This is a genomic window from Roseibium sp. (assembly GCF_965229775.1).
GTDB lineage: Bacteria > Pseudomonadota > Alphaproteobacteria > Rhizobiales > Stappiaceae > Roseibium.
In genome coordinates, this window is record NZ_OZ245929.1 from 345,899 (window position 1) to 372,096 (window position 26,198).

Annotated in this window: 22 protein-coding genes; 11 read left to right on the forward strand and 11 right to left on the reverse strand. The window is 60.6% G+C overall.

Annotated features, from left to right (window positions below):
- Window positions 1–71: 71 nt before the first annotated feature.
- From ACO07N_RS01530 to ACO07N_RS01565, 8 genes are all read left to right on the forward strand, one after another.
- Window positions 72–1,070, forward strand: a complete 999-nt coding sequence (locus ACO07N_RS01530; RefSeq protein WP_421979329.1) for a LacI family DNA-binding transcriptional regulator — start codon at window positions 72–74, stop codon at window positions 1,068–1,070.
- 93 nt (window positions 1,071–1,163) lie between these two features.
- On the forward strand, window positions 1,164–1,706 hold the full coding sequence (locus ACO07N_RS01535) for an arsinothricin resistance N-acetyltransferase ArsN1 family B (RefSeq protein ID WP_421979330.1): 543 nt from the start codon (window positions 1,164–1,166) through the stop codon (window positions 1,704–1,706).
- Window positions 1,707–2,218: 512 nt separating this feature from the next.
- Window positions 2,219–3,805 (forward strand): ABC transporter substrate-binding protein, encoded by a 1,587-nt coding sequence (locus tag ACO07N_RS01540; RefSeq protein WP_421979331.1) that lies wholly within the window; start codon window positions 2,219–2,221, stop codon window positions 3,803–3,805.
- 241 nt (window positions 3,806–4,046) lie between these two features.
- Entirely contained in the window at window positions 4,047–5,018 is a 972-nt protein-coding gene (locus tag ACO07N_RS01545; protein ID WP_421979332.1) for an ABC transporter permease, read from the forward strand.
- Window positions 5,019–5,031: 13 nt separating this feature from the next.
- Window positions 5,032–6,006, forward strand: coding sequence for an ABC transporter permease (locus ACO07N_RS01550; protein ID WP_421979333.1), 975 nt, complete (start codon window positions 5,032–5,034; stop codon window positions 6,004–6,006).
- Window positions 6,007–6,010: 4 nt separating this feature from the next.
- The gene (locus tag ACO07N_RS01555) at window positions 6,011–7,021 is read left to right on the forward strand and encodes an ABC transporter ATP-binding protein (RefSeq protein ID WP_421979334.1); all 1,011 of its coding nucleotides are present in this window, start codon (window positions 6,011–6,013) and stop codon (window positions 7,019–7,021) included.
- Window positions 7,018–8,013 carry an ABC transporter ATP-binding protein gene (locus tag ACO07N_RS01560; RefSeq protein ID WP_421979335.1) on the forward strand — a complete coding sequence of 332 codons (996 nt, stop codon included), beginning with the start codon at window positions 7,018–7,020 and terminating at the stop codon, window positions 8,011–8,013. The genes ACO07N_RS01555 and ACO07N_RS01560 overlap by 4 nt, the downstream gene beginning before the upstream one ends.
- A 324-nt stretch (window positions 8,014–8,337) precedes the next feature.
- Window positions 8,338–9,189, forward strand: coding sequence for a peptidoglycan-binding domain-containing protein (locus tag ACO07N_RS01565; protein WP_421979336.1), 852 nt, complete (start codon window positions 8,338–8,340; stop codon window positions 9,187–9,189).
- 57 nt (window positions 9,190–9,246) lie between these two features.
- On the opposite strand, the gene ACO07N_RS01570 is transcribed toward ACO07N_RS01565, so the two are convergent.
- From ACO07N_RS01570 to ACO07N_RS01585, 4 genes are all read right to left on the reverse strand, one after another.
- The gene (locus ACO07N_RS01570) at window positions 9,247–10,527 is read right to left on the reverse strand and encodes a TRAP transporter large permease (RefSeq protein WP_421979337.1); all 1,281 of its coding nucleotides are present in this window, start codon (window positions 10,525–10,527) and stop codon (window positions 9,247–9,249) included.
- Between the two features lies 1 nt (window position 10,528).
- Window positions 10,529–11,059: a TRAP transporter small permease gene (locus ACO07N_RS01575; RefSeq protein ID WP_421979338.1), complete on the reverse strand. Its 531-nt coding sequence runs from the start codon at window positions 11,057–11,059 to the stop codon at window positions 10,529–10,531.
- Window positions 11,060–11,117: 58 nt separating this feature from the next.
- Window positions 11,118–12,116: a TRAP transporter substrate-binding protein gene (locus ACO07N_RS01580; RefSeq protein WP_319383672.1), complete on the reverse strand. Its 999-nt coding sequence runs from the start codon at window positions 12,114–12,116 to the stop codon at window positions 11,118–11,120.
- A 215-nt stretch (window positions 12,117–12,331) separates the two neighbouring features.
- A complete protein-coding gene (locus ACO07N_RS01585) occupies window positions 12,332–13,078 on the reverse strand; it encodes an SDR family NAD(P)-dependent oxidoreductase (RefSeq protein WP_421979339.1) in 747 nt (248 codons plus the stop codon).
- Between the two features lie 774 nt (window positions 13,079–13,852).
- Here ACO07N_RS01585 and ACO07N_RS01590 point away from each other — a divergent pair.
- From ACO07N_RS01590 to ACO07N_RS01600, 3 genes are all read left to right on the forward strand, one after another.
- Window positions 13,853–14,569, forward strand: coding sequence for a ribonuclease activity regulator RraA (locus ACO07N_RS01590; RefSeq protein WP_421979340.1), 717 nt, complete (start codon window positions 13,853–13,855; stop codon window positions 14,567–14,569).
- Window positions 14,545–15,279, forward strand: a complete 735-nt coding sequence (locus tag ACO07N_RS01595) for a FadR/GntR family transcriptional regulator (protein WP_421979341.1) — start codon at window positions 14,545–14,547, stop codon at window positions 15,277–15,279. Before ACO07N_RS01590 ends, ACO07N_RS01595 begins: the two co-directional genes overlap by 25 nt.
- A gap of 144 nt (window positions 15,280–15,423) precedes the next feature.
- Window positions 15,424–16,206, forward strand: coding sequence for a DUF3750 domain-containing protein (locus ACO07N_RS01600; RefSeq protein WP_421979342.1), 783 nt, complete (start codon window positions 15,424–15,426; stop codon window positions 16,204–16,206).
- Between the two features lie 18 nt (window positions 16,207–16,224).
- Here the strand turns inward: ACO07N_RS01600 and ACO07N_RS01605 are convergent, their stop codons facing one another.
- The 7 genes from ACO07N_RS01605 to ACO07N_RS01635 form a co-directional block, all read right to left on the reverse strand.
- Window positions 16,225–17,352 (reverse strand): siroheme synthase, encoded by a 1,128-nt coding sequence (locus ACO07N_RS01605; RefSeq protein WP_421979343.1) that lies wholly within the window; start codon window positions 17,350–17,352, stop codon window positions 16,225–16,227.
- Window positions 17,324–20,011, reverse strand: a complete 2,688-nt coding sequence (locus ACO07N_RS01610) for a molybdopterin-dependent oxidoreductase (protein WP_421979344.1) — start codon at window positions 20,009–20,011, stop codon at window positions 17,324–17,326. The genes ACO07N_RS01605 and ACO07N_RS01610 overlap by 29 nt, the downstream gene beginning before the upstream one ends.
- 77 nt (window positions 20,012–20,088) lie before the next feature.
- Complete coding sequence (gene nirD, locus ACO07N_RS01615) at window positions 20,089–20,433, reverse strand: nitrite reductase small subunit NirD (RefSeq protein WP_306141623.1); 345 nt, start codon at window positions 20,431–20,433, stop codon at window positions 20,089–20,091.
- The gene (nirB, locus tag ACO07N_RS01620) at window positions 20,430–22,883 is read right to left on the reverse strand and encodes a nitrite reductase large subunit NirB (RefSeq protein WP_421979345.1); all 2,454 of its coding nucleotides are present in this window, start codon (window positions 22,881–22,883) and stop codon (window positions 20,430–20,432) included. Before nirB ends, nirD begins: the two co-directional genes overlap by 4 nt.
- Before the next feature lie 4 nt (window positions 22,884–22,887).
- The gene (locus ACO07N_RS01625) at window positions 22,888–23,313 is read right to left on the reverse strand and encodes a globin family protein (protein WP_421979346.1); all 426 of its coding nucleotides are present in this window, start codon (window positions 23,311–23,313) and stop codon (window positions 22,888–22,890) included.
- 20 nt (window positions 23,314–23,333) lie between these two features.
- Window positions 23,334–25,094, reverse strand: coding sequence for an ABC transporter ATP-binding protein (locus ACO07N_RS01630; RefSeq protein WP_421979347.1), 1,761 nt, complete (start codon window positions 25,092–25,094; stop codon window positions 23,334–23,336).
- A 10-nt stretch (window positions 25,095–25,104) separates the two neighbouring features.
- Window positions 25,105–26,187 carry an ABC transporter permease gene (locus ACO07N_RS01635; RefSeq protein WP_421979348.1) on the reverse strand — a complete coding sequence of 361 codons (1,083 nt, stop codon included), beginning with the start codon at window positions 26,185–26,187 and terminating at the stop codon, window positions 25,105–25,107.
- Window positions 26,188–26,198: the final 11 nt, after the last annotated feature.

Sequence of the window (26,198 nt, forward strand, 5' to 3'; positions counted from 1 at the left end):
TTACATAAAACAACTTGAAACGAGATATTGTCAAGGCTAACTTTTCATCACAGGATGGGATGGAACAGCGCTTGGAAAAAAGAATCGGCAAGATACGGGATGTGGCGCGGGAAACAGGGCTTTCGATCGCCACCATCTCCAGGGTGATGAACGGGTCTGCAAAAGTCACCGAAGAAACCCGCCAACGCGTTGAAGCCGCGTGCAAAAAGCTGAACTACTTTCCCAATGCAGCGGCGCGCTCGCTGTCGACGAACAAGACGAAAACGGTCGCCACAATCATTCCGAACATCGAGTATTCCATTTATGCCAAGTTCATTTCGGCCATCGAAGAGACCCTGTCCGAGAGGCAGTATTCCCTCGTTCTGGCGATCTCCAACGGTGACGAGGAAAGGGAATTCAAGGAAGCGCGCAAGCTTCTGGGAATGGGGTCCGAAGCCTTCATTTTGAGCGGCGCCAGGCACAGCCGGGAGCTTTACGAACTGCTTGAAGGCAGAAACATCCCCTACGTGTTTACTTCCGTATGGGATCCCGCAATTTCCACGCCCATGATAGGTTATGACAATGCCGGTCTCGCCCACGCCGCCCTCACCTACCTGAAATCGAAAGGTCATTCCAGGATTGCCGTTGTCCATGGCCCGGTCGGATCGAGCGACAGGATTTCCGCACGTGTCGAGGGCGCCCGCAAGGCCTGCGATGACACGATGACTGTCACCTTTTTCGAGACCAGCCTGGACGCCTCCGGGGGCAAACAGGCCGTTCAGACGCTTCTGGAACGGGACACGAAAGTCACCGCGATCCTGTGCCTCAGCGATGTCCTGGCACTCGGTGCCTATTTCGGACTTGCCGACGCAGGCCTCTCGATCCCCGGGGACATGTCGGTCATGGGGTTCGACAATCTGGACTGGTCCACCGAAATCGTCCCCCCGCTGACCACCACGAATCTTCCCGCCAGGCAAATGGGGCGCTCGGTTGCGCTGCAGTTGATGGATTTGCTGGACAGGAACATCGCGCTTCAGCCGGCTCTGCTCGAAGGGCAGATCGTCGAAAGGGGTTCCGTTCTGGACATCTGAAGACTAGATGTATTGCTATGTGCATACCGGTTCGGCACGACCAATCCGCACCCCTACTTGAAACGCCCTCCGGACCTCCGGGATTTTCCTGAAATGACCATTCGCACCGCGACCCCGCAAGATGGTGACATCCTCGCTGAAATCTATGCGCCATACGTCCGGGACACCGTCATCTCGTTCGAGACGGAATGCCCGACGGCGGAGGAAATGGCTCGCCGGGTGGCGTCGACCACCGGGACTTTCCCGTGGCTGGTTCACGAGGAAGACGGCGACATCCTCGGTTATGCCTATGCCGGAAAGCACCGGCAGCGCGCGGCCTATCAATGGTCCTGCGATGTAACCATCTACATGGCGCCCCAAGCGCAGCGCCGTGGCATCGGACGCCGCCTTTACAAGGCCCTGTTCGATATCCTCGTTCGGCAGGGTTTTGCCGCCGCCTATGCCGGCATAACGCTGCCGAACGAAGCAAGCGTCGGCATCCATGAAGCCATGGGTTTCCAGCCTGTCGGCATCTATCGGGGTGTCGGCTTCAAGAACGGTCGATGGTGCGACGTCGGCTGGTGGCATCTCGCATTGCAGGAACCTGGAACGCCACCCGATGATCCGATTCCGTTTTCCGCACTCGACAGTGTCTGATGTCAACGGAAGCCGAAGAGACGCAGCAGTGTTTAGACACCCCTTGCAGACGGGTCACCTCCAGAGGTTTCCAAGGGACCCCGCTTGCACCTAACCGCCTAAACCAGAACGAAAAACCACCAGTTTTTTTACCTGTTTCAGCGTTTGGCGAGAAGCAGGTTGCCGCGATTTCGGACCGGTTTCGAGACATCAGGCAGAGCCGTTCAATCGTTGAACGCCTTTGTGAACGCTAAGTCACCTGAAACCTGAACCGCTTGGCCGCAGATCCATCCGCTCAGAAGCGCCGGAATCCCTGCCGTAACGACACCTTTCCGGAACCGGCGCGCCTTTTCCAGATACCCCTTGACTCCGGTAGGCCGGAGCGGTCTGTTACCGGTCAGGATAGCGCAGCTTGGGTTGCATTCTGTTTCACTCCAGCAGATGCGGCTGCGCAAACATCCTTAAAAGCCAGCTGGGGATCACTATAAGATCGCGCCGGACAACCGGCCCCGGTTCAAACAAAGGGGAACATTATGACAAAGACATTCCTGAAGCTGACAGCCGCGAGCCTGGCGCTTTGTGCCGGCCTCAGCGCAGCCAATGCTGAAACACTTCGCTGGGCGCGCGCGGGTGACTCGCTGACGCTCGACCCGCACGCCCAGAACGAAGGCCCGACCCACGCTCTTGCACACCAGATGTACGAGCCGCTCCTGCAGCGCGACATGGAAGCCAAGATCATCCCGGCCCTCGCAACCAGCTGGGAGCCGACCGAAGATCCGAACGTCTGGGAATTCAAGCTGCGTGAAGGCGTCAAGTTCCATGGCGGCCAGGACTTCACCGCCGATGACGTCGTCTTCTCGCTCAAGCGCGCGATGATGCCGACCTCCGCGATGAAAGAACTGCTGGCGTCCGTCAAGGACGTGCGCAAGGTTGACGACCTCACGGTGCAGATCGAGACCACCGGTCCGAACCCCCTGCTGCCGAACAACCTGACCAACCTCTTCATCATGGATGCGGACTGGACGCTCGAAAACGGTTGCGAAGCACCGCAGGATATTGCCAATGGCGGCGACAACCCGTGTGTGCGTTCCGTCAACGGCACCGGCGCATTCGTGCTGGACAGCCGCAAGCAGGATTCCAAGACGGTCCTGAAACAGAACGAAAACTACTGGGGCAAGGGTGAGTTCCCGATGGAAGTCACCGAAATCATTTATACGCCCATTCAGGAAGGCGCGACCCGCGTGGCGGCACTCCTGTCCGGTGAGGTTGACCTCATTCAGGACGTTCCTGTGCAGGATCTGGCGCGCGTTGGAGAAACCGACGGCCTCAAGCTGAACACGGCGCCGCAGAACCGGACGATCTTCTTCGGCATGAATCTCGGTGCCGACGATCTGGCATCCGACACCGTCGACGGCAAGAACCCGCTCGCCGACAAACGCGTCCGTGAGGCAATGAACATTGCCATCAACCGCGACGCCATCAAGAAGGTCGTGATGCGCGAGCAGTCAGCCCCGACCGGTGTGATCATGCCTCCGTTCGTCAACGGCTGGACAGAAGCGCTCGACGCCTATCCGGAATACGACGTCGCCAAGGCGAAGGCCCTGATGGAAGAGGCCGGTTACGGCGATGGCTTCGGTCTGACGCTCAACTGCCCGAACGACCGCTACATCAATGATGAGGCGATCTGTCAGGCCGCCGTCGGCATGCTCGGTCAGATCGGTATCAAGGTGAACCTTGACGCCAAGCCGAAAGCCCAGCACTTCCCGCTGATCACGAACCGGGAAACCGATTTCTACATGCTCGGCTGGGGTGTTCCGACCTTTGACTCGGAGTACATCTTCAACTTCCTGGTTCACACGACCACCGACAAGTACGGCTCGTGGAACGGGACGGGTTATTCCGATGCCGGCATTGATGCCAAGATCCAGAGCCTGGCCTCGGAAACGGATGCGGAAGTCCGCAACGCCACGATCGGCGAAATCTGGGATACGGCGAAGGCTGAAACCCTGTACCTGCCGATCCATAACCAGGTTCTCAACTGGGGCATGAAGGACAACGTTGACTTTCCGGTGCAGCCGGAAGACCAGCCGCACTTCAAGTTCCTGACCTTCAAGAAGTAAGTCTTGAACGCAAGCCATCGTGCCTGCTGCCTCGGCAGCGGGCACGGTGGCTGTTTTGGTTAAACTGCGCGCCACCGGTGCCGGGCCGATTGCCGGCCGGTTGCTCCGCAGCGAGGGGCAGTTCCGCTGCCGGGGCAGAAAGTGCTGGAACCGCTGGTTCTCGGGAACGAGGGAGAACCGTCGGGGCAAGACCTGAAGGCGAAAGCCGCGGACGCACTGGGTTTTGATTGGCGTTTAAAAAATGCTTGCTTTCATCATACGACGTCTGGGACAGGCCCTGCTTGTCCTGATGGCAGTTGGTTTCATTTCATTCGCCATGTTCAAGTTCATGGGCGACCCGGTCGAGAACATGCTGGGGCAGGAAGCGACCCTGGCCGACAAGGCCGAACTGGAAGAGCGGCTCGGCTTGAACGATCCGATAATCGTCCAGTACTTCCGATTTTTGCAGCGTGCGCTTTCCGGAGACTTCGGCGTGTCCTACCGCGCTGGACTTCCGGTTGGAGAGCTCATCCTCGACCGGCTGCCGGCAACGCTTGAACTTGCGCTCCTGTCCGGCGTGATCGCCATATCCCTCGGCTTCGTACTGGGCGTCTACACGGCGATCCGGCGGGACGGAGTAGTGGCCAATTTCATCATGACGGCATCGCTGGTCGGAGTGTCCCTGCCGACATTCCTGATCGGCGTTTTCCTGATCTGGCTCTTTGCGGTCAATCTCGGCTGGCTGCCCGCATTCGGGCGAGGCGAAACACGAAGTCTTTTCGGCGTTGATCTGGCCATCCTGACCTGGAACGGCTTCAAGTCGATGATCCTGCCCGCAGTCACGCTCGGGCTCTACCAGATGACACTGATCATGCGTCTCGTGCGGTCGGAAATGCTCGAGGTGCTGAGGACGGATTACATCCGCTTTGCGCGTGCACGCGGCCTCAGCCAGAAAACCGTCAATTTCGGCCATGCCATGAAAAACACGCTCGTCCCCGTGATCACCGTCACGGGCCTGCAATTCGGATCGATCGTCGCCTTCGCGATCATCACCGAAAGCGTGTTCCAGTGGCCCGGCGTGGGGCTCCTGTTCATCAACGCCGTAAGCTTTGTCGACATCCCCGTCATGTCGGCCTACCTGCTTCTCGTTGCGGTGATCTTCGTGACCATCAACCTGATCGTCGACCTGCTCTACTTCACGATCGATCCGCGCCTGAGCGTGAGCAATAACTGAGGACAAGCCGCTCATGGACATCCAGACCCCCAAGGGAGCCTCGGCTCGGCCCGAATTCAACGAAGCGGCCGCCACGTCCACGTGGCAGCGCTGGATGAACTCGGACATATGGCATTCCTACAAGTCGTCGCCGGTCATCATCGTGTCGTCGCTGACCTTCCTGCTGCTTGTGCTGGGCGCGGTGCTCTCCCCGCTCATCTCGCCGTACACTCCCTTCGACCCGGCGAGTCTCAACCTGATGAACGGCTTCACCAAGCCGATGTCGGCGAACGAGTTCACCGGAGACTATTTTCTCCTGGGAACGGACGACCAGGGCCGCGACGTGCTGTCGACGATCCTTTTCGGTCTGCGCATTTCCCTGTTCGTCGGGGTTGTCGCCGTTCTCTTCGCCATGACCCTCGGCGTGGTGCTCGGGCTCCTGTCCGGCTATGCCGGCGGCTGGCTCGACGGCATCATCATGCGCATCGCCGACATCCAGATGACCTTCCCGTCCATCATGGTCGCCATGCTGCTCTACGGAATCGGCAAGGGCCTCATACCGCCCGATCTCAGGGATGAAATGGCAATCTGGGTGCTGATCATCTCGATCGGCCTGTCGGAATGGGTCCAGTTTGCCCGCACCGTGCGCGGCGCAACCATGGTCGAACGCCAGAAGGAATACGTGCAGGCGGGCAACCTGATCGGACTGACCCGCTGGAGCATCATGCTCCGGCACATTCTGCCGAACGTCACCGGCCCGATCCTCGTCATCGCCACGATCAGTCTCGCGCTGGCGATCATCGCGGAAGCGACGCTGAGTTTCCTCGGCGTGGGCGCGCCCAAGACCGAACCCTCGCTCGGAACGCTGATCAATGTCGGCCGGCAGTACATCCTGTCCGGCGAATGGTGGATCCTGCTGTTTCCCTCGCTCACCCTTCTGGCACTGGCTCTGTCCGTCAACCTCTTCGGCGACTGGCTGCGTGACATCCTGAACCCAAAACTGCGATAGACCCGTGTCCGATACTCCTCTTCTCAAAGTTTCAGATCTCATCGTCGAGTTTCCGACCCGCAGCGGCATGCTCCGGCCCGTGGACCGGGTCGGGTTCGAAGTCCGCGCCGGCGAAATTCTTGGCCTGGTGGGCGAATCCGGCGCCGGCAAGTCCATGTGCGGATCGGCGATCATCGGGCTCATTGACCGCCCGGGGCGGATCAGCGGCGGTGAGATTGCCCTCGATGGCGAGCGGATCGACAATCTGCCCGAAGACCGCCTGCGCCGGATCCGCGGCAAACGTATCGCGATGGTCTTCCAGGATCCGCTGACCAGCCTCAATCCGCTGATGACCGTCGGACAGCAGCTGATCCAGACAATCCGCACGCACCTTCCCGTGTCATCCGGCGAGGCGCGCGACCGGGCCATCGCGCTGCTGGAGGAAGTCGGAATTCCGGCGGCCGCGACCCGCATCGACGCTTATCCGCACCAGTTCTCCGGCGGCATGCGCCAGCGCGTCGTCATTTCGCTGGCGCTTGCTGCCGAACCGGAACTGATCATTGCGGACGAACCGACCACCGCGCTCGACGTCTCCGTGCAGGCGCAGATCATGGCGCTGCTCAAGAAGCTGTGCCGGGAGCGCGGTACGGCCGTGATCCTGATCACGCACGACATGGGTGTCATCGCTGAATCGACGGATCGTGTCGCGGTTCTCTATGCCGGACGCATCGCCGAGATCGGCCCGACGCGCAACGTGCTGAGCACCCCGTCGCATCCCTATACCAAGGGGCTCATGGCATCCACGCCGTCAACGACAGGCACCATGCACGCCCTCAGCCAGATCCCCGGATCGATGCCGAACCTGCGCGCCATCCCGAAAGGCTGTGCCTTCAATCCCCGGTGCGAAAAGGCCTTCTCCGTGTGCTTCAAGGACATTCCGGTCCTTGAACCGGTCGATGGCAGCGAGGTCGCCTGCTGGCTCTACGACCCGGCCGTCAATCCAGAAACAAAAGAGATCTCCGGAGTCTCCGAATGACCGGTGAAACACCCTTGATCAGTGCGCGGCAGCTCGGCGCGGTTTTTGACGTGTCCAAGCCCTGGCTCAACAGGATGCTCGCGCTCGAGGCCAAGCAATACCTGACCGCCGTCGACACGGTCGACTTCGACATTCCGAAAGGCAAGACCTTCGCGCTTGTGGGCGAGAGCGGCTCGGGCAAGTCCACCATCGGGCGCATGATCGTCGGCTTGCAGAAACCGACCAGCGGCCAGGTGCTGATCGATGGCGAGGACTTCTTTTCCATCTCCAGCGAGAAGAAGAAGATGGCGATGCGCCGGCGCATCCAGATGATCTTCCAGAGCCCCTATGCGTCGCTGAACCCGCGCTGGCGCGTGCGGCATATCATCGGTGAGCCGATCCGGGCGTTCGATCTGCTTCCCGCCTCCGAAGTGGACGGGCGTGTCGCGGAACTGCTCGACCAGGTCGGCCTTGCGAAATCGGATGGCGAAAAATTCCCGCATGAGTTTTCCGGCGGCCAGCGCCAGCGTATTGCGATCGCCCGCGCCCTCGCCTCCAATCCGGAGTTCATTGTCTGCGACGAGCCGACATCGGCGCTTGATGTCTCCGTGCAGAGCCAAGTGCTGAACCTGATGAAGGCCCTGCAGCGCGAACTCGGCCTGACCTATTTGTTCATCAGCCACGACCTCTCCATCATACGCTACATGGCGGACGAAATCGGCGTGCTTTATCTGGGCCGCCTCGTCGAAGTGGCCGACAGGGACACGCTGTTCGACAAGCCGCGGCACCCCTACACGCGCATGCTCATGGACGCCGCCCCCCATATCGACGCGTTCGGCCGGACCGCCGAGATCGTGAAGGGCGAAATCCCCGATCCGATCAACAAGCCAAGCGGCTGCAGCTTCCATCCGAGATGCACGTTGACGGAAGACATCTGCCGAAGGGAACGCCCCGAAGTCAGGGAATTCGGTACGGAAAAAGCAAGGGTCGCCTGTCACCTGTGCACCGACTAGGTGCACGGGTCCCTAACCGCCAACAACGCGCTGGTCTGGCCAGAACAGATATATATGACGGAGCTTCTCTCAACTGCTCCTCATCCTGAGGCGCGTAGCAAAGCGAAGCCTCGAAGGATGGGCCGCGTGATGAGGCCGAACCACCGATCCTTCGAGACAGGCCTTCGGCCTTCCTCAGGATGAGGGCTGACATTCACACGACCATCAACCCATTGCGTTGATTGCAATTCCCCGAAACGACTGCGCCTCCTCCGCAAATGTGATAACCTTACGTCACCCGTATTTTTACAGGACTTTATTTATGCATTTTTGTCGGAGAGCCACATGCCCAAGCTTCCAGGAAAATCATATGACGAAATGAAAGCGCTCATCGCGAGCAACCATGGCATCGGTTACGTTTTCAGCTGGGAATTGCTGATCGCCATCTGTTGGGAGGAATCCTTCTTCAACAACCAGGAGCAGGAAGGCGCCGGTACTGCGTGGGGTTTCGGCCAGGTCGAACCCTCGGAGTTCTACAAGTTCGAGACCGAGCAGGCAAAAAAACACGGCTACTATGTCGCCAACCTTCCCAAGAGGGCAAAGGTCGGCAACAAGACCAAACTTCTCGGCAGCCTGACGGACAATCAGTCCGTCCAGGTCGTGTCCGCTGCGTTGAGACACAACTATTATGCGCGAAAGCAGGACAAGCGTGACGCGCTCTATGTCTATGGGGGCGTCTACTACAAGGGCCCCTCTCCGCTGACGGTCGCCGAGCGGATCGCAATCATCAACGGCTGGCTGGATTGCGAAAAGCACTTGCAGTTCTTTCACCAGGGTCACGACCCGAATGAAATCATCAAGGGACTGCACATGGCGAAGAACTTCAAGGATTCCGAGGCGACATTCCGGCCCATCCTTTTCCCGTTCGGTCAGGACGATCTCATCAAGTGGCTGAAAGAAGAGATCGCCAAGCTGAAGGCGGGCAAGCAGTATCTCAAGACCGGCAACACGGGTGACGATGTCGCCGCCCTTCAGAACCTGTTGAACCACAAGGCGCTTCCGGGCGTCGAAAGCCTCGCAGCCGACGGCATCTTCGGTCCGAAGACATATGCCGGGGTGACCGGTTACCAGCACCGGAACCAGCTTGTTGCCGACGGCATTGTCGGTCCGAACACGAAGCAGAAACTCGCCACGTGACCCGCCTTGAGGAGCGATCAGGCATTTGCTCGAAACGCCTGATCGGGAAACAAATCGCTACTCGAACAGCGACGGCAGGAACATGGAGATTGCCGGCACATAGGTGACCAGCAGCAGAGCGGCCAGCAGGGCGAGATAGAAGGGCCAGATCGATTTCAGCGCTTCCTCGATTTTTATCTTGCCGACCGCGCACCCGACGAAGAGGCATGTGCCGACCGGTGGCGTGCACAGGCCGAGACCCAGATTGACCAGCAGCATGATGCCGAACTGGACGGGATCCATGCCGAGTTCCCGCGCGATCGGCAGGAAGATCGGTGTGCAGATCAGGATCAGCGCGGCCATGTCCATGATCATGCCGAGCGCAAGCAGCATCAGGTTGATCATGAGAAGTATGACGATCTTCTGTTCCGAGATGCCGAGCAGGAAGTCGCTGAGCTTGGCCGGAACCTGATAAAGCGCCAGAAGGTAGGCGAACGAACTGGCGAACCCGATCAGGATCATGACCATGGCGGTGGTCCGCAAGGCGGACGTGACGGAGACAACGAACTCGTTCCAGCCGAGCGTCCGGTAGGCCACGGCCGTCAGCACCAGTGCGTAGATTGCGCCGAAGGCACCAGACTCCGTCACGGTGAACACGCCTGACAGGACACCGCCGACGATAATCACGGCCGTGATCAGTCCGGGGATCGCGCCGACGGCCGTTTGAACGACGACGCTCCAGCCCGGGAAGGGTTCGGATCCGTAATTGTGTTTCAGGGCCACGAAATAGGCCGCAACGGCAAGACACAGGCACATCAGTATTCCGGGAATGACGCCCGCAAGGAACAGCTTCGAGATGGAAACGCCGCCGCCGGCTGCCACAACGAAGATGATCATGTTGTGGCTGGGCGGAATGACGATGCCGGCGATGGACGATGTCACCGTCACGTTGACCGCATAGTCCGGCCGGTAGCCCTTTTCCTTCATCACCGGGATCAGCAGCGATCCCAACGCGGAAATGTCGGCGATGGCCGACCCGGATATTCCGCCGAACAGCATGCTGGAGAAGATGTTGACCGACGCCAGGCCGCCCCGGACATGACCGACAAGGGAGGACGCAAAGCGCACGAGACGAACGGCGATCCCGCCATGCAGCATCAGTTCGCCGGCAAAGACGAAGAAGGGAATGGCCAGAAGCGAAAACGGCGTGATGCCCGAAATCGTGCGCTGAAACGTGATCAGCAACGGAAAGCCTTCATACCAGAAGGCGGCGGCCGCCGAGATACCCATTGCAAAGGCGACGGGAACGCCCAGGAGAACGCTGACGCCGAAGACGCCCAGCAGAATTGCAAGACCCATCTCAGTTACTCTCTTCTTTTTCGTAGATCTCGCCGCGAAGGGCCGAGCGCCCTCGCAATATGAATCTTGCGCCTGCGAATATGACCATCAGTCCACCGCAGGCGACGGCAGAAGCGGTTCGGATGCTTTCGGGGATATTGAGCATCGGCAGGAGCGTCGACCAGCCGAACTGGAAGAGTTCGAGGCTTGCCACCAGCATGACGCCGCCGAACACGGCCAGGCAGAGGTCGGTCATCAGCAGAAGCAGCTGACGCGCTTTCGGCGGCAGGGCATCCCGCACCAGGGTAACGCCGAGATGGGACTGCTCGTGGATACCGACGGCGGCCCCGAGAAAGGTGATGTAGCAGATCAGGACCAGCGCGAGCTGTTCGACCCAGGTGGGTGTCTCGTTCAGGACGTAGCGCCCGAAGACCAGCCAGCCGAAAGTGGCCACAAGGACCACAAGTGCGAGCGAACCCACAAACACGCACAGGCGCTTCAACCAGACCAGAGACAGCTCCAGCCGCGCCAGAATATTCTCGCCCTGCGGCATTGTTTCCCCCCGGGAGTTTGCGGACCGCGCATGGCGCGGCCCGCGGTGCACAGCGTTATCAGTTGGCGTTTCTGAAGATTTCGACGAGCTCGCTCAGCTCGGGGTTCTGAGACAGGAACTGATCGTACACCGGTGCCATGGCTTCCTGGAAAGCCGCCTTGTCGGCGATCTCGTTCACGGTCACGCCGCCCTCGGCGACCTTGGCCATGCTGGCCGCTTCACGCTCCTGCCAGAGCTTGCGCTGCAGCTCAGTGCTGTTGCGGCCGGCTTCCTTGACAATCGCCTGCTGTTCCGGCGTGAGGCTGTCGAAGGTCTTCTTGCTCATGCACAGGCACTCGGGAATGATCAGGTGCTGTGTCAGCGAGTAGTATTGCGCAACTTCGAAGTGGTTGGTGGATTCGTAGCTCGGCGGGTTGTTTTCCGCCCCGTCCACGACACCGGTCTTGATCGCCTGATAAACCTCGGCAAACGCCATCGGCGTCGCGTTGCCGCCGAGAGAATCCACCATTCCGACGAACAGGTCGTTGTTCATCACGCGGATCTTCATACCGCCGACATCGGCAGGCTCGTTGATCGCCTTGACGGATGTGTAGAACGAACGTGCACCGGCGTCATAGAACCCGAGCGCCACCAGCCCCTTCGCTTCCAGACCCTTGCTCAGTGCAGCACCGGCTTCACCGTCCATCAGTTCGTACATCTGCGGGATGCTCTTGAAGATGAACGGCAGCGAGACGACGTTTGCTTCCGGCACGACCTGGCCCATCGGCCCAAGGCTGAAGACGCCGAAATCGATGACGCCAAGGCGTGTCTGCTCGATCGCGTCCGGCTGCGAGCCCAAGACACCGCTGTGATAGACCTTGCCGGAAAGCTCGCCTCCGGTCTTTTCGCTGACTTCCTTCAGGAACGATTCCATGCCGTGTGACACGGGATAGTCCTCCACGTGAATGTTCCATCCACGAAGGTCGCGCGCCTCCGCGGTCACGGCGGTGACCGCGAGAACAGCGGCCAGAACGGAGCCGCGCATGAGACCGGCTTTGATTGACTTGAAACGGATCATTGGTACCTCCCTGTTGATCTGGCTTCACGATATTTATTTTACAAATTTTTACAAGTATAAAAATCAATTAAACAAATTTTAGGCGTTTTTTGGATCAAGACATTGAATTTTAACGGGAAAATGAAGTATGTGATTTGTAAGCCCGGCTCGAAACCCAAGGTGACAACCCCGCCCCGGATTGCCGGAAGGCGGGGTATGCCGGCCCGAGGAAGGCGTCAGGAGAACAGCAGGCCTCCATTGATATCGACACAGGCGCCGGTCATGAACGCGGCCTGATCGGACGCCAGGAAGACGGCGAGGTTGGCGACTTCTTCCGACGTTCCCTCGCGCTTCAGCGGCGTGACGCCGGCCACGTGCTTCCGGACATCCGGCTTTGTGAAAACATTATGGAAGTCGGTGTCGATCATGCCGGGACAGAGGGAATTGACGCGGATATCGGGCGCAAGCTCCTTGGCGAGTCCGCGGGTCATGGTCAGGACCGCGCCCTTGGACGCTGCATAGGCAAGCGCACCTGGTCCGCCGCCGTCACGGGCAGCCTGCGACGCCATTGTCACGATCGCCCCACCCGGTTTCATGTGCGGCAACGATGCCTGGACAAGCAGAAAGGCGGAGGAAACGTTCAGATCGAAGACATTTTGCCAGTGCTCTGCCGTAATCTCGGTGACGGTCTTCCGGGCAATCAAGCCGCCCGTAATCGGCATGACGATGTCTAACCCACCGAATTCACTGACTGTTTTGTCAACGAGGGCTTGAACTTCCTCCGGTTTTGTCATGTCACCCCGAAGAGCGAAGGCCTTGCCTCCGCCGGCGACGATCTCTTCGACCGCGCTGTCTGCGCCGCTGCTGCTGCTGAAATAGTTAATGGCAACATTTGCCCCTGCCTTCGCCAGGGCAAGCACACAGGCGCGCCCGATGTCGCGCCCCCCACCCGTGACGATTGCTGTTTTTCCGCTGAGATCCATTTTCGTTTTCTCCTTTAAGAGCATTGAGTGTCGTCTGTTTCGGAACGCCCGGTCTCGTGTGAGCCAAACCGCCCCGGATGTGGTTCGCGGAAACGGAGCCCGCGCCGACGCACCCGGATGCCGCTTGTCCCTCTCCGAATGTGTCTCTTTCGCCGTCGCCGGGTATGCAGTGAGGACTAGGCCGCAACCTGCCACAGCGGTTTTGTCACGCCCGATCAGCCACGGTTTACAAATCAGACCAAATCACGCAGCGAGCGAAAGTAAATCTGAAGCCTGATCCGTGAGCTCAGCTGGCCTCACAGGGACACCGACTGAACAGAAAGACGAAAACAGTCTGATTTCGCTATGCTTTCGGGAGTCGCACCTCCGGTCTCATTCATCCTTTGCACTTGCTGCCCGAGATCACGGCCTCATGTCTCGAACCGTGGAAATCACCGACTGCAATCGGTATCTTAATCAACCCACACAAATCAACACAAATTTTTACAAATAAGCTGCGCACAAAAAAATTGGGCACTGAAACCGGCGGAAAGTGCCCTGAAACGGCATGTTCCGGGAGACCCGCAGACGTACGCAACGCTTTCGCAGAATGACCAATTCTCGGAAAAATCGATTGAGTTCAGAAACTTATAGGGAGAAACAAGTGCGAGACGCTATCATTGCGAAATTTTCGCTTTTGGATTTTACAAATAATTGACAAGTTTTCCTTGCGGGCTTAATCATCACGAAGAAGAAACACGTGCCTGTTTGCACTGGAGCGGTGGGGAGAACCGGATGACGGGTCTGGACGATCAGACGAAATTGAAGTTCATGAATGTCAGCACGGCAACGCTCACGACGGTGATGTTCAAGCGGGGTTTGCGCAACATCTTTCTGCAGGGGATCCATCGGCTGCGTCCGGGACCGAACATGGTCGGGATCGCCTATACGCTGCGATACATCCCCGCCCGCGAAGATCTCGACCATCTGGACTCTTTCGCGGATCCCGCCAACGCCCAGCGCAAGGGCGTTGAGGAGTGTCCGGCAGGCGCGGTTTTCATGATCGACTCCCGCGGGGATGCATCTGCGGCTTCCGCGGGGTGCATCCTTGCAGCCCGCCTGCAGGCGCGCGGCTGCCGGGGCATCGTCACCGATGGCGGGTTCCGGGACACGCCCGAGATTGCGCAACTGGAGATGCCCGGCTACCACGCGCGGCCGAGCGCACCGACCAACCTGACAAAACACCACGCGGTTGCCGTGAATGACCCGATTGCCTGCGGTGGTGTTTCGGTTTTCCCGGGAGACATCATCGTCGGCGACAACGAAGGTGTTGTTTGCGTGCCGCAACATATGGCAAATGAGGTAGCGGACGAGGCCACCGAAATGACAGTGTTCGAGGACTTTGTCATGGAGATGGTCAAACAGGGCGCATCGACTTTCGGGCTCTATCCCCCGACCGATCCGTCAACACTGGACAGGTTTAGATCGTGGCGGCAGGAAAACGGCAGGTAAGGGAAAATTCGGCTTCGGACCGGCAGATCCGGGATCGGACACTCTCCGACAAGGTCTACGAGAGCATTCTCGCCAAGATCATGGACGGGGACATCCCCGTCGGCGGCAAACTGCCGACGGAACAGATGCTGTCGGACGAGTTCGGCGTTTCGCGGCCGATCCTGCGCCAGGCCCTCAAGCAGCTGCGCGAAGATGACGTGGTCGTCTCGCGCCAGGGTTCCGGCTCCTACGTCAAACGTCGGCCCGAAGGCGCCGTGCTCGACTTCGCCCCAGTGGGATCGATCGCCGACATCCAGCGCACGTTTGAGTTTCGGGCGGCCGTCGAGGGCGAGGCCGCCTTTCTTGCCGCGGAACGGCGCACGGACTCCGACCTGAAGGAATTGCAGGATTCGCTGACCGAACTGGACCGCTGCATCGCCGAAGGAGAACTCGGCGTGGCGGCGGACGAGATCTTCCACGTTGCCGTCTGCAATGCCGCGGACAACAAGTATTTCGTTGCCGCGCGCTCCTCCATGAAGTCCAACATCCTGACCGGCATGAACCTGACCCGGAACCTGTCGCTGACGAAACCGCAGGACCGGATGAAGCTGGTGCAGTCCGAGCACTACGACATCTTCAACGCGATCGAGGCGCGCGATCGGGAAGGCGCGCGGCAGGCCATGCGCGATCATGTCGAAAACGCCCGCAAACGCATTTTTGAAGGCGGTTGAACCCGTCCCCCCTTCCCCACCGCCAAAAAGTACACACATTCATTGTGTTACATTTCCTTGCGTCAAGGTGACCGCAAGAGCGGTCGGGCCTGACAGAAAGGTGAGACGGTCCGGCGCACGCATCCGCATGGTGAAGGGTCTGCAATGTCGAAAACCACAAGTCTGACGCTGCGATTTGCCAGACGAACCGTTGTTTTCCTGTTTGCCGTTTTCATCCTCCCCGCGCTGCTGCACCTGGCGGTCTGGAGCCTGAAGGACCGCCCGCAGGGCTGGCGCTACGCCACATGGGCAAGCGCGGGTATTCTTCCGGAAAAGCCGCCTGCCGATCAGGCGGAAATCTATGTTCTGACCGCGCGCACGGGAGGCATGAAAGGGGCCTTCGCAACACACTCCTGGCTGGTGCTCAAGCCCAAAGGCGAAGAGCGATACGACCGGTACGATGTCGTCGGGTGGGGCACGCCCGTCCGCAAGAATGCCTACGACGCCGACGGGCACTGGTATTCCAACAAGCCCGTCATCAACTACCGACTGGTCGGAGAGAAGGCCGAAGAACTCCTGCCGAAAGTGGAACGCGCCATCGCAGGCTATCGCTGGCGCGAGCGGGGGGACTACACGATCTGGCCGGGGCCCAATTCGAATACCTTTGTCGAAACCGTTCTGCAGCGGGTCCCCGCCCTTGCCGCGTCAACACCCAGCACCGCGATCGGACGGGATTTTCCGGCGGACGGCAGATGGTTAGGCTACCGGGACGACGGAGCTTTCTTTGCGACCGCGGGTGGTTATTTCGGATTTGTCATCGGCAGCAAGGTCGGTCTGGAGCTCAATTTCCTGGGCCTGGTTGCCGGGATCAATCCGGCCGCGGCCAGGGTCTCGATCCCCGCTTTCGGCGCCCTCGACTTGACCGGCCTGAACAGTCCGTCTTTCTGACGCATAACGTAACGGCGGTCAGCCGTGCGCTGACCGCACAGCCGCCCGTGTTTCCCGTGTATCCGGAACATCTTTCGAGAGACCGGAAACACCTGGCACCAGGGCAACCGGGACACCGGCGTCGTCAAGACGCTTCAGATCGTCTTGCGTCTCTTCGCAGGAGACAGGGTCACCGGACATCAGGCGCACGACATGTTTGCCCTGGCGTGCGAGCCTCACCATGCGGTCCCGGATGTCTTCGTCCGCTGCGTCCGGATCGGAATTGCGTCCGACAAGCATGCGTTTGGCTTCCCGGCGCGCGAGTTCCAGCACCGTATCGTCGACCCGGCCATCGAACAGGATGACATCGGCAGATTGAAGCGTCCGCATGGCCTTGAGCGTGAGGTGTTCCGCGTCTCCCGGCCCTGCGCCGACAAGGGTGACCCGCCCGGTTGCCGTTGCCACGGCATCGTCAAGCAGCGTGTCTATCGCGCGCTCGTCTTCCGCGTCCGGGAGGGATCGCGCTGAGAAGGCCAGATCGGTGAAGCCTTCCCAGAACCTGCGGCGTTCGGACCCGGCTGCGAGGGTGGCCAGCACGTTTGCACGCACCCGCCCGGCCAGCGCGGCCCAGTCACGCAGGCTGACCGGCAAAAGGGTTTCGATGCGGCGGCGGATGGCTTGTCCGAGAATGGGCGCGACACCATTGGTCGAGATCCCGATCACCACCGGCGAGCGATTGACGATCGAGCCGAACTGAAACTCGCAAAAGGAGGGCCTGTCGATCACGTTGACGGGCACACCGGCTGCGCGGGCCGCACAATAGAAGGCCTGCGCCTCGCCATCGCTGGCCGCGTCGCCGATGGCCAGCGCGGCGCTGTCGAAGCAATCGGTGCTCCAGACCCGTTGGTGATGCACAAAACTGCCCTTGACGCTGCCACCGGATAAAAGCGTGGCAAATGTCTCGTCGAGGCGGTCCGCGTAGACGTGAACCTTGGCCCCGGCAGCGGCGAGAAGCTCCGCTTTCCACGCCGCAGCGTCCGTGCCGCCCGCGAGCACCACCTTCCGTCCCTTCAACGAGAAGAACAGCGGCAGACTTGCAAGGGCATCCACGCGCGCCGGACGCCGGCGTCTCAGCGCCTTATCCGGCGCGGGCAATACGGGCCTCATTGGAGGTCTCCTTGAAGTTCGTATCGAGAATGGACTGGATTTCCGAGCGGCAAGACCCGCAATTGGTCCCGGCCTTCAGGCAATCGCCGACCGCCCTGACGGTTGCCGCACCCTGTGCGGCGGCGGCTGCAATTTCATGGCACCCGACCTGAAAACACGAGCAGACGATGGCGCCCTTGTCAGGCATGTCGGCGGGTGGCCGTCCGGCCAGCACATCGAGGCGCTTTTGCCGGTCGGTCGATGGGGCCGCCAGAAGCCCGCAGGCCCATTGCCGGGACACGGAAACGGGTTCGGATGCGAAGAAAAAAGCTCCCGAAAGCATGTCGCCGGTCCAGCCGGCAACGCGCTGAAGCCCGAGACCTGCGTCCTCGAAGCGAAGCAACTCGGTGTGTTCGCCCAGCAGCGACTGAACGAGGCCCTCAATGTCGTCGCACTTGCGTCCTGCCAGTTCGACGCGCCAGCCTCCATAGGCGGGCGCAACTGCCCAATAACCGGTTTGAAGAGCGCCCGGTTTTTCGCGCAGGACGGCAAAACCGTACCAGTCGAAACCGCGCTTGCGCAGCGAAACAGGTGTGAATTTCGAGCCCGGCTGACCGGAGACCGGATCGACCTCGGCAGAGACGACAGCATCAATCCGGCCATTGGACGCGAACTGGTCGGTCCAGTGCATGGGAACGAAAACCGAGCCTTTGCGGGCCCGTTCCGTTACCTGGGCGCGGACAATGACGGCACCATGCGGGCTCTTGACCTCGACGAGGTCCGCAGCAGAAATACCTGCCAGGGCTGCATCCTCCGGATGCAGTTCCGCGAAAGGTTCGGCAATGTGGGAGGAAAGCCGCGGTGTCTTGCCGGTGCGCGTCATCGTGTGCCAGTGATCGCGGACCCGGCCGGTGTTGAGAACGAACGGGTAGCGCTTTCCAAGGGCTGCCGGCGCAGCCTGCTTGACCGCAACGAGAGAAGCCTTGCCGTCGGCGGTGAAGAACCCGCCTGCCGCAAAGAAACGCGTGGTCCCTTGTCCCTCGCCAGTTCGTTGCGGCCATTGAAACGGCTGCATCTTGTCGAAGTCGTGCCCTGACAGATCGCGATAGGCACTGATATCGAAGTCGCGGGAACCGTCATTCCGGAACCCTGACAGGGCGGCGTGTTCGCGGAAGATCGCAGCCGGGCCGTCGAAGTTGAAGGCCGGTTCGAATCCCATCCGGCGCGCAACCTCGCAGATCTGCCACCAGTCCGCTCTGACATCGCCGGGCGAGGCCAGGAAAGATGTCTGCCTGGAAATTCTCCGCTCCGAGTTGGTAACCGTGCCGTCCTTTTCGCCCCATGCGGCTGCAGGCAGAAGCACGTCCGCGTAGGCAACCGTGTCGGCAGCATGCGTGACGTCCGAAACGACAACGAAGGGACAGGCCTCGAGCGCTGCCGCGACCCCGTCCGCATCCGGAAGGCTGTCCACCGGGTTGGTCGACATGATCCAGATTGCCTTGATCCTGCCGTCCCGTGCCGCCTTGAACATGTCGACGGCTTTCAGCCCTTGCTGCTCCGCGATCGCCGGGCTGTTCCAGAAGGATTGCACGAGTTCGCGATGGTCCGGATTTTCGATGGCCATGTGGGCAGCCAGCATGTTGGCAAGCCCGCCGACCTCGCGCCCGCCCATGGCATTGGGCTGGCCGGTTGCCGAGAACGGCCCCATGCCGGGACAGCCGATACGCCCTGTCGCCAGGTGGGTGTTGATGATCGCGTTGACCTTGTCCGTCCCGTTGACCGACTGGTTGACGCCCTGGCTGTAGACGGTGACCGTTTTCGGCGTGCGGGCCACCATCGTGTAGAACGTTGCAAGGTCACGCGGGGACAGGCCGGTTTCTTCGGCGATCCGGTTGATTTCGCACGGTCCGGCCGCCGCAAGCGCTGCATCGAAGCCGTGGGTGTGCTGGTCGATGTACGCCCGGTCAAGCGCGTCGGTGTCTGCCAGGAAGGCCAGCAAACCGTTGAAGAGCGCAACATCCGTATCCGGTTTCAGAGCAAGGTGCAGATCGGCGATGGCGCAGGTCGCGGTCTCGCGCGGGTCCACGACGACCACCCGCATCTGCGGATTTTCCGCCTTCGCCGCCTCTACCCGTTGAAACAGTACCGGGTGGCACCAGGCCAGGTTGGACCCGACAAGAACGAGCAAATCGCAGCTTTCCAGGTCCTCGTAGGTTCCCGGCACGGTATCGGAGCCGAACGCCCGTCTGTGCCCGGCGACCGAAGACGCCATGCAGAGGCGGGAATTCGTGTCTATATTCGCCGAGCCGATGAAGCCCTTCATCAGCTTGTTGGCGACATAATAGTCTTCCGTCAGGATCTGACCGGAGACATAGAAGGCAACGCTGTCCGGGCCATGCTCCCGGATGGTGCGTGAAAATGTTTCGGCGACGAGATCGAGCGCTTCTGACCAGTCCGCCTCTTTCCCGCCGACCTGCGGATGAAGGATCCTGTCGTCGAGAGACAGCGTTTCCCCGAGAGACGACCCCTTGGAACACAGGCGTCCGAAATTCGCCGGATGCTCCGGATCGCCCTTGATGTCGACGGACCCGTCAGCCTGGGGTGTCGCGAGGACCCCGCAGCCGACACCGCAATAGGGGCAGGTGGTCTTGACCGTTTTTGTGTTTGAAAAAGCGGTCACCCTGCCCTCCTCGTTCTTTCCTCTCCAGACCCGGGCGTCTCGTTTTTTTCTTCAATCGCCATCTTCCGGTCTTTCCTTCATCCGGCCCTGCGGGCCAGATCATCGGCGGCAAGCAGCACCTTGCCGTTCTCAACACGCGCCGCCGTCACGGGGACAGAGCCTTCGTCGGCACCGCGCGCCAGTCCCGTTGCAAGATCGAAAACCCAGTTGTGCAGCGGACAGGTGACGGAGGACCCGTGCACGATGCCCTGGCTGAGGGGACCACCCTTGTGCGGACAGCGGTCATCCAGGGCAAAGACCTCGTCATCCACGGTGCGGAACACGGCAATGCAGCCGCGATCGGTCTTCACCACGCGGGCGCCTTCGCGCGGAATGTCGGCGAGATCTCCGATCGCCACCCAGTTTCTCGTTTCCGCGTTCATTCGGCCGCCTCCGCCTGCAGGATCGCCATCGGTTTGAATTCATGCTTGTCCTTGCCGGACACGCGCTCGGACCACGGATCGACCTGGGCGAATTTCTGGCTGAAGACGAACCGTTCGAAATAGGCTTTCCGCTTGTCTTCGTCATCCATGATCTGGCTGCGGATCTCGTCGTAGCCGATCCGCTTTGCCCATTTGTAGATCCGTTCCAGATAGTGGCCCTGCTCCCGGTACATCTGCGTCAGTGCAACGATATGCTCGAGCGCCTCTTCCTCGGTCCTGACCAGACCGAGCACCTCGGTGCCCTTGATATCGAGGCCTGCCGCACCGGCGAAATGGATCTCGTAGCCGCTGTCCACGCAGACGACACCGATATCCTTGCAGGTGGCTTCCGCGCAGTTCCGCGGACATCCGGAGACGGCAAGCTTGAGCTTGGCCGGTGTCCAGGACCCCCACATGAATTTTTCGATCTTGATGCCGAGACCGGTGGAATCCTGGGTCCCGAAGCGGCACCAGTCCGTCCCGACGCAGGTCTTCACCGTCCGCAAGCCCTTCGCATAGGCCTGGCCCGAGACGAAACCGGCCTTGCCCAGATCCGCCCAGACCGCCGGAAGGTCTTCCTTCTTGATGCCGAGCATGTCGATACGCTGACCGCCAGTGCACTTGACCGCCGGGATGTTGAACTTGTCGACCACATCGGCAATCGCCCGCAGCTCCTTGGACGAGGTCATGCCGCCCCACATGCGTGGCACGACGGAATAGGTCCCGTCCTTCTGGATGTTGGCGTGGACCCGTTCGTTGATGAAGCGGGACTGGTAGTCGTCGGCATATTCGTCCGGCCAGTCGCTGACGAGATAGTAGTTGAGCGCCGGGCGGCATTTTGCGCAGCCGCCGGAGGACGTCCATTCCAGTTCCTGCATGACGGCGGGAATGGTTTTCAGCTCTTTGGACTTGATGAGCCGGCGCACCTCGCTGTGGCCCAGATGCGTGCAGCCGCACATGGGTGTCACCGCAGCCGGATTATAGGCATCGCCAAGCGTGACCTGCATCAGTTGCTCGACGAGACCCGTGCAGGTGCCGCAGGATGCGGACGCCTTGGTATGCGCCCTGACATCATCCAGCGACGACAGTCCCTTTTCGGAGATCGCATTGACGATCTTGCCCTTGCATACGCCGTTGCAGCCGCAGATTTCCGCATCATCCGGCAAGGCTGCAACGGCCGCCGTAGGGTCCAGGGGGGCACCCCCCTGATACGCCTGGCCGAAGATCAGTGTCTCGCGCATTTCCGAGACATCCGACTGTTTTTTCAGGAGATCGAAGAACCAGGGCCCGTCGGCGGTTTCGCCGTAGAGAACGGCGCCAATGATCCTGTTGTCCTTCAGGACGAGCCGCTTGTAGACCCCGGCGGCCGCATCGCGCAGAACGATTTCCTCGCGGTCCTCGCCCTCGGCAAAGTCCCCGGCCGAATAGAGATCGACCCCCGTCACCTTCAGCTTGGTCGCGGTGACGGAGCCCGTGTATTCCGAAGTCCCGCCCAAGAGGTTGTCGGCGATCACTTCCGCCATTTCATAGAGCGGAGCGACAAGTCCGTAACACATGCCGCGGTGTTCGACGCACTCGCCGAGTGCGAAGATGTCCGGGTCGCTGGTGCGCATGTCGTCGCCGACCTGAACACCACGCCCGACATCAAGCGCGACGGACTTGGCAAGATCGGAGGACGGACGGATGCCGACAGCCATGACGACGATCGACGCATCGATTTCGGTGCCGTCATCGAGCCGGATACCCTTCACGCGGCCCGACCCGTCATCAAGGATCTCGTGGCTGTTCGCCTTGGTGCGCACCTCGATACCGCGGCGCTTGAATTCCTCTTCCAGAAGAAAACCCGCGGCCGGGTCGAGCTGACGTTCCATCAGGGTCGGCATCAGGTGAAGCACCGTGACGTCCATGCCCTGCATCTTCAGACCGGCAGCCGCTTCAAGGCCGAGAAGACCGCCACCGATCACGACCGCACGCCCGCCGCCTTTGGCGGCTTGCAGCATCTTTTCCACGTCGTCCAGATCGCGGTAGGTCAGAACGCCGTCAAGATCCTTGCCCGGAAGCGGGATGATGAACGGGTTGGATCCGGTCGCGATCACCAGCTTGTCGTACTGGGCGCTGACGCCGTTTTCGGCGGTGACCGTCTTGGCGGCGCGGTCAATTTCCGACACCCTGGCGGACTTGTGCAGGGTGACCCCGTTTTCGCCGTACCAGTCATCGCCATGGGTGATGATGTCTTCATAGGCCTTTTCGCCCGACAGGACGGGTGACAGCATCAGCCGGTTATAGTTCACCCTGGGTTCTGCGTTGAATATGGTGACGGCGTAGGCGTCCCTGTCCTTTTCGAACAGGTATTCCAGCATCCGTCCCGGCGCCATCCCGTTTCCGATGATGACAAGTTTCTTCTTTTCCATCGGTCTACTCCGCGGCCTCCGCGTTTGAATAGGCAGCTTCGATCATCACGTTCGAAAGCACCGCGTAAGCGTCGCTCCAGGCGGTTCTGGTGGCATCGTCGAAGGCGTCTCCAAGCCCCTGTTCAAGGGTCCAGATCAGGGCCGCGCCAACCGGCGCATAGTGGGAGGGTGTCACCCCGTAGTCGACGTGCCTGACTGCAAGTGTCCTGGCGGCCGGCAGGACCGCATCGAAATCCGAGAGCCCGTTCACGACCACGCCCAGCGTGGTCATCAGCTTGCGGCCCTGCTGCGTGATATCGGAGGTGAACAGCGGCTTGATGTCCGGGGCGATTTCGAAAAGCCGGGCGTAGAAGAGCTCGGCCGCCTTGTCGGATATCGGAACGACCTTTGCGAACGAGGCCTGCACGAGCTGGATCTGATCTGGCGTCATGTCTGGTTTCACTCCTGCACTCACTCGGCTGCCTGGACGGCCGCCTTCTGGCGGGCCATGCGCGCGGCACGTTTTTCCTGGATGGATTTCAGCTGCTCTTCACTGGGGTCCGCACCGCCTTCATAGGCTTCAAGGAAGTCCAGCAACTCTTCGCGGTAGGCGTAGTAGTCCGGGTGTGCGAGCAGCTCCTTGCGCGAGCGCGGACGCGGCAGATCGACATCCATGATGTTGCCGATCCGTGCGTTCGGACCGTTCGACATCATGACGACGCGGTCAGCGAGGAGAATGGCTTCATCGACGTCGTGGGTGACGCAAATCGCGGTGACCTGCGTCCGCTTCCACACATCCATCAGGACATCCTGCAGCTCCCAGCGCGTCAGGCTGTCGAGCATCCCGAAAGGTTCGTCCAGAAGCAGCAGTTTCGGCGAGAGCGCAAAGGCGCGCGCGATGCCGACACGCTGTTTCATGCCGTTGGACAGATCCGCCGTCGCCTTTTGCATGGCATCTGCAAGTCCGACCTTCGACAGGTAGTACTCGATGACGTCGCGCTTTTCGGATTTCGACGCGTCCGGGTACACCTTGTCGACACCGAGGGCGACGTTCTCATACGCAGTCAGCCACGGCATGAGGCTGGGGGCCTGGAACACGACGGCCCGGTCAGGACCGGCCTGGGTGATATGCGTCCCGTCAAGGATGATCGCCCCTTCCGTGATCGGATTGAGCCCGGCGACCATGGATAGAACCGTCGACTTGCCGCAGCCGGAGTGGCCGATCAGCGTGATGAACTCGCCCTTGTTCATTTTTAGGTCGAACCCGTCAACAACCGTGAGCGGTCCCTTGGGTGTCGGGTAGACCTTCTTGAGCTGGGAGAACTCGAGAAAGCGATCGTCCTTCACGCTTTCGGCGGCACGCTCGTAAGCGGACGGCAGCTTGTCGTCCTTTGCTATCCGCTGGGTGATCGGCACGATGTTCGGCAGAACGATGTCCCGTTCCATGTCCGCCCCGCGCTCTGCGCCGACCGCCATCAGATACTCGGTGATATCGGCTCTCAGCTTGATGAAGTCGTCATCGTGGTTGAGTTCGCCGCGTTCGCGCGGGCGCTTGAACGGCACCGCGAATTCCGGTCCGAGTGTTGCCTTCGCGCCGGGTTTCAGCGGGATGATGCGGTCGGCAAGCAGAATGGCCTCGTCGACATCGTTGGTGATCAGGACGATGGTCTTCTTTTCCTGCTCGCAGATCGCCGCAAATTCATCCTGCAATTTGGAGCGCGTGAGAGCGTCCAGCGCGGAGAGCGGTTCGTCGAGCAACAGGAGTTCGGGCTGCATGGCAAGCGCCCGCGCGACGGCGACGCGCTGGCGCATGCCGCCGGATAGTTCAGCCGGTTTGCGGTCGCGGGCATGGGCGAGACCGACCATCTCGATATACTTGTCGCAGATGGCCTTTCGCTCCTTGGCGGACTTCTTCTTGAAGACCGTGTCGACGGCGAGCGCCACGTTGCCGGTGACCGAAAGCCAGGGCATCAGGGAATAGGACTGGAACACCACGCCCCGGTCCGGACTCGGTCCGTCGATCTCTTTTCCCTTGAAGATCACCCCGCCCTGGTCGGCCTCTATCAGGCCGGCCAGCAGGGAAATCAGCGTGGTCTTGCCGGTGCCGGAGAACCCGACAATGGCAATGAACTCACCCTCTTCCACCTTCAGGTTGATGTCGTCCAGCACATCCGTGCGGTTGGCACCCTCACCGTAGGATTTGGAGACACCGGATATTTCCAGAAAGGACATAAATGTCTCCTTAGCGGTTGGCGCTGAACGTGAATGCGCGCTGCAGGGCGAACATCAGACGGTCGAGCATGAAACCGATCAGACCGATGGTCAGAACCGCGACCATGATCTTGGCGAGCGACTGCGACGACCCGTTCTGGAATTCATCCCAGACGAACTTGCCGAGGCCCGGGTTCTGCGCCAGCATTTCCGCGGCGATCAGAACCATCCAGCCCACACCCAGGGACAGGCGAAGACCCGTGAAGATCAGCGGCAAAGAAGACGGCAGAACGAGCTTGGTGATGGTCTTCCAGGTCGGCAGCTGCAGAACACGTCCGACATTCATCAGGTCCTTGTCCACCGAGGCAACGCCCAGCGCGGTGTTGATCAGGGTCGGCCACATGGAGCACAGGGTCACGGTCACGGCCGAGATCAGCAGAGACTTCGACAGCCAGTCATAGGGATTGGCATAGGTGGCCGACACGATCATCGTGACGATCGGCAGCCAGGCGAGCGGTGACACGGGTTTAAAGATCTGGATCAGCGGATTGATCGCACCATTGAACGATCTCGACAGGCCGGAGGCGATCCCGAGCGGGACCGCGATGATCGTCGCGATCAGGAAGCCCAGGCCGACCGTCTTGAGCGACGTTCCGATCTGATCGATATAGGTCGGCTTGCCGGTGTAATTCCGCCACTTGATCTTGTCCGTCTTGCCTTCCGCCTCGTATTTGGCGTTGCGCGTGTCCTGGCGCTCATAGAAAGCGGCCGCCTTTTCGCGTTCGCGGACATGGTCGTCCCACAGGTTGATCGCCTGGCTCCAGACGGCTGCAGGTCCGGGCACGGCGCCAAGGGACGTCTGGACCTGCGGTGCGAGCGCGCCCCACAGAACCAGGAATGCGGCGATGCCGAGGAGCGGGATCAGCAGCACACGCTTCAATTCCCCCATTTGCTCCTTCGGGCTGTCGCCCGCGGCAATCTTCATCAGTGGCACAAGCCAGGAGAACCCGAGCGCATCCAGCCAACCGCCGGTCTTGTTGATCCAGGTGAAGAGTTTTTCTTTCCGGGCGGCCCGGGCGAGATCCGGAGATCCGGCGGTATCGGCATTGGCCATGGGGTGCGTCC

What these genes read in the sequence shown, in the direction of transcription:
- ACO07N_RS01580 (WP_319383672.1), bottom strand. Translation starts at nt 12,116, where the DNA reads ATGATCCGTTTCAAGTCAATCAAAGCCGGTCTCATGCGCGGCTCCGTT.
- ACO07N_RS01600 (WP_421979342.1), top strand. Translation starts at nt 15,424, where the DNA reads ATGTCGAAAACCACAAGTCTGACGCTGCGATTTGCCAGACGAACCGTT.
- ACO07N_RS01630 (WP_421979347.1), bottom strand. Translation starts at nt 25,094, where the DNA reads ATGTCCTTTCTGGAAATATCCGGTGTCTCCAAATCCTACGGTGAGGGT.
- ACO07N_RS01625 (WP_421979346.1), bottom strand. Translation starts at nt 23,313, where the DNA reads ATGACGCCAGATCAGATCCAGCTCGTGCAGGCCTCGTTCGCAAAGGTC.
- ACO07N_RS01550 (WP_421979333.1), top strand. Translation starts at nt 5,032, where the DNA reads ATGGACATCCAGACCCCCAAGGGAGCCTCGGCTCGGCCCGAATTCAAC.
- nirB (WP_421979345.1), bottom strand. Translation starts at nt 22,883, where the DNA reads ATGGAAAAGAAGAAACTTGTCATCATCGGAAACGGGATGGCGCCGGGA.
- ACO07N_RS01535 (WP_421979330.1), top strand. Translation starts at nt 1,164, where the DNA reads ATGACCATTCGCACCGCGACCCCGCAAGATGGTGACATCCTCGCTGAA.
- ACO07N_RS01585 (WP_421979339.1), bottom strand. Translation starts at nt 13,078, where the DNA reads ATGGATCTCAGCGGAAAAACAGCAATCGTCACGGGTGGGGGGCGCGAC.
- ACO07N_RS01540 (WP_421979331.1), top strand. Translation starts at nt 2,219, where the DNA reads ATGACAAAGACATTCCTGAAGCTGACAGCCGCGAGCCTGGCGCTTTGT.
- ACO07N_RS01565 (WP_421979336.1), top strand. Translation starts at nt 8,338, where the DNA reads ATGCCCAAGCTTCCAGGAAAATCATATGACGAAATGAAAGCGCTCATC.
- ACO07N_RS01575 (WP_421979338.1), bottom strand. Translation starts at nt 11,059, where the DNA reads ATGCCGCAGGGCGAGAATATTCTGGCGCGGCTGGAGCTGTCTCTGGTC.
- ACO07N_RS01605 (WP_421979343.1), bottom strand. Translation starts at nt 17,352, where the DNA reads ATGAGGCCCGTATTGCCCGCGCCGGATAAGGCGCTGAGACGCCGGCGT.
- ACO07N_RS01570 (WP_421979337.1), bottom strand. Translation starts at nt 10,527, where the DNA reads ATGGGTCTTGCAATTCTGCTGGGCGTCTTCGGCGTCAGCGTTCTCCTG.
- ACO07N_RS01590 (WP_421979340.1), top strand. Translation starts at nt 13,853, where the DNA reads ATGACGGGTCTGGACGATCAGACGAAATTGAAGTTCATGAATGTCAGC.
- ACO07N_RS01635 (WP_421979348.1), bottom strand. Translation starts at nt 26,187, where the DNA reads ATGGCCAATGCCGATACCGCCGGATCTCCGGATCTCGCCCGGGCCGCC.
- ACO07N_RS01545 (WP_421979332.1), top strand. Translation starts at nt 4,047, where the DNA reads ATGCTTGCTTTCATCATACGACGTCTGGGACAGGCCCTGCTTGTCCTG.
- ACO07N_RS01560 (WP_421979335.1), top strand. Translation starts at nt 7,018, where the DNA reads ATGACCGGTGAAACACCCTTGATCAGTGCGCGGCAGCTCGGCGCGGTT.
- nirD (WP_306141623.1), bottom strand. Translation starts at nt 20,433, where the DNA reads ATGAACGCGGAAACGAGAAACTGGGTGGCGATCGGAGATCTCGCCGAC.